Here is a 3,004-nt window from a genome sequence, read left to right as displayed (position 1 = left end):
AGGACAACATCATCTCTTTTGATCACTGCTGCCCCTTTTTTACACCCCACTCTACGCAACCGGACATACCGGTAGCGTCACCCTGCGTTTTCAAGCAGTATTGAGCACGATGCTAAACTTCCACCTGTTCCTCAAGCCGGGCTCCATGACCGGCCCTTTCGCATACAACCCGTCCAGGAGGAGGGTGAGCGCCAGTTTCGGAAAGGCCTGCTTCAGCCGCTTGCAAGGTGCGCAAGCTCCGGGCTGTTTTCCGGAAATTCACTGAGTAAGGGTAGCCCCATACCGTTGGAAAAGAGGAACACCACCTCTGGCATAACAGGTGTCCTGACCCTCGGGGCCGGTGCTCCGGGGATACCGTTCGTGCCGCTTCAGAGTAGGGGGGGGATTTATGGAACCCCCCTTTTTTTTCCGCACAAAACAGCCTTACAGTCCCGGTGTAGGGGAGGAGCCTTTCCTTGTGGCGGTCCCGGCGGCCCGTTGCGGTGCTCAGGCCAAGGTACCGCCAGTTGGCTGCCCGGTAGGAAGCGCCGTGATATTTTTCCGGGTCCCGGGGGAGGAGCGCCCAGGCCGGGGCGGCAAAAAGGAGGCAGCCCGGGGGGGGTCTTTTTTTTCGGAGAGGATACTAGCGCTGGTGGGCGCCAAAGAGAGGCTGCTATCCCCGGGTGTGGCAGCGGTGAACATACTTGTTCCACCGCCGTATGGCATGCCCTGCTCTTACCGGCTCCACCGTGATGGGTTTATCAGTCGGTGAGGCAGCCCTCCCCACCGGTGCGGCAGGTGCCGCATCCGGCCCCACCTCGCTTTCTTCCCGGGACTTACAGAGCCAGTGACTTCGCTTCACCGGCAGGGCCAGGTATCCCCGTGCGGCTAGTTCTTCCAACAACTGTTGGCAGGAGGAAATTTTGTACTGACCGGCGGGGGTCAGGCAAGGCAGGTTTTCACAGACGGTTCCCGCCAGTTCTGCGGCTCAGTTGGGGAAAGAAGCGCACCAAGAGTTTTTTTTGTAGGTCGTTTAAGCCCCCACCGTTCATGGTTCTTGAAAATCATGCGTCAGCTCTGGAGTCGTTTGTGAACGGACTATGATATTGTCACCCTGTAAGCGGTCTGTGAAAATGTCACCCCCGTAGAATGAAGGAATGATCCTCACCGTGACTGTACAAAAGGGCGGTTTAAAATTGTACGCTTCGGGCGGTGACCCCTGCCATAATTGTACACCCCTGGCAGTGGAGTTACCCCGCTTTCGTGGATGGTTAAGGGCTTGGGATTTCATTGGCTGACTGCATACTGTTTTTCATACTCCACAGGGGAAGAATAATCCAACCTGGAGTGACGGCGATGAGGATTGTACCAGGCTTTAATAAACTCGAAGACAGCCATTCTGGCCTCGGCTGGGGTCTTGAAGCGGCGTCGGTCGAGGAGTTCACCTTCCAGCGTGGCAAAGAAACTCTCATAGAGGGCGTTGTCGAAACAATCCACCGACCGATCCGGGAGAAGGCCTCACATCGGCCTCCTTGCCTCGCTTCCCGAAGGCGATCGAGGGGTACCGGCCTCCTTGATCGGAATGGATGGATCACCGTGGAGGGGGCGGCGTTGCCACAGGGCCATATTCATGCTTCCAGCACCAGTTCTGTCCGAAGATGCGTTCTCCTTCGCCCACCCTACAATCCGCCGGAAAAAAGCATCCAGAGCACCACGGCCAGGTAGAGGAAACCCGCCCATGTCGGGATGTAGGTTATGTCCGCTACCCACAAACGGTTGGGTGTTTCGGCCTGGAAGTTCCGCTTAACCAAATCCGGGATCGCTTGCGCTTCTTTACCGCGGATGGTCGTTCGGATTCTTTTCCGGCGACTGATGCCCTGCAATCCGGCTGCCCGCATCAGACGGGCCACGCGCTTCCTACCCAGCCGAAAGCCTTCCTGAATCAAATGGATCCGGGCATTCCATAGGTCTGCCGGGAACGGCTGTGACTCGCCTGGATTCTCTCAGAAAGTACGGCATCGGCTATCGCCCGCTCCGAGGGCGGCCGATTCTTCCACGCATGATATCCGCTGGAGGAGAGGCCCAGCAAACGGCACATCTGGACACCGGGTAAAGATCCTGATTCGCCTTCACGAGTCCGAAGACCTCGCGGGAACCGAACCGGTCTCCCGGGCGAACCAGGCGGATGTCTTTGACAAGATCTCCCGTTCCATGCGCAGTTGCCTATTCTCTCGACGCAGGCGGACCAGTTCTTTACACTCCTCGGTCCTCAATCCGTCGTTGCGCCTCCCCTCGTCACGGTCGGCCTGGGCAACCCAGTTGTGGATCGACTGTGCCGTGGGCTCAAACTCCTTGGACAACGCTTCAGGGTTCCTCCCAGATCGCAGCAACTCGCCCATGCGACGGCGAAGACATCTCCTTCTCAAGGAATATAGTGCCCACAAGAACCGGGTCAACTCCAATCCGGACACAAGCTGCTGGAATATCTCCCGCTTTTTCAGGGCCACTCCGGACATGTCCGCTTACACTGGAACGATAGACAATACGACCTTCACCTCATGCCACCGACTGATGACAAGGAGGTCCAAGAGATTATAGAAAAACCCCCTACCTTTCTCAGGGAGGGCGTGGTGATTCTGGAAGTTCCATCCGGCGAGCAGCCTGGCTCTACTTGATTTTTTCTCCCGGATGGGTGTCATGGGAGATGAGTTGTATGCTCAAGCATGATCCTCACCGGCAAAGTCTCTCTATTGACAAAACCATACATTGGCACATAATTGGGTAGACTATGGGTGGACTTGGTTTTCGGCCTGGCTTCAACCATGATTCTACTGCAATAAATAATTTTGCTGCAAAAAAACGAAGGAAGCCGGGGCCTGAGCTGCCTGAATCAGCCGCCGAAATCACCGCATTTCCGCAGTAAATAGGCCAAGGACGGCCTTTTCAGCATCACCGCAACCGGACGTGGTCATTGATGCGTACGAGAAAATACCAGATGAGGCAGGGCTGATGGCAACGGGGCCTT

The 3,004-nt window shown here is 56.5% G+C and carries 1 pseudogene; it reads right to left on the bottom strand.

Going from position 1 to position 3,004, the window contains the following annotated elements:
- Positions 1-1,266: 1,266 nt before the first annotated feature.
- Positions 1,267-2,378: pseudogene (locus VLH40_10025) on the bottom strand (IS3 family transposase).
- Positions 2,379-3,004: the final 626 nt, after the last annotated feature.

This window comes from Atribacteraceae bacterium (assembly GCA_035477455.1).
GTDB lineage: Bacteria > Atribacterota > Atribacteria > Atribacterales > Atribacteraceae > DATIKP01.
This window is presented reverse-complemented; position numbering and strand designations above follow the sequence as displayed.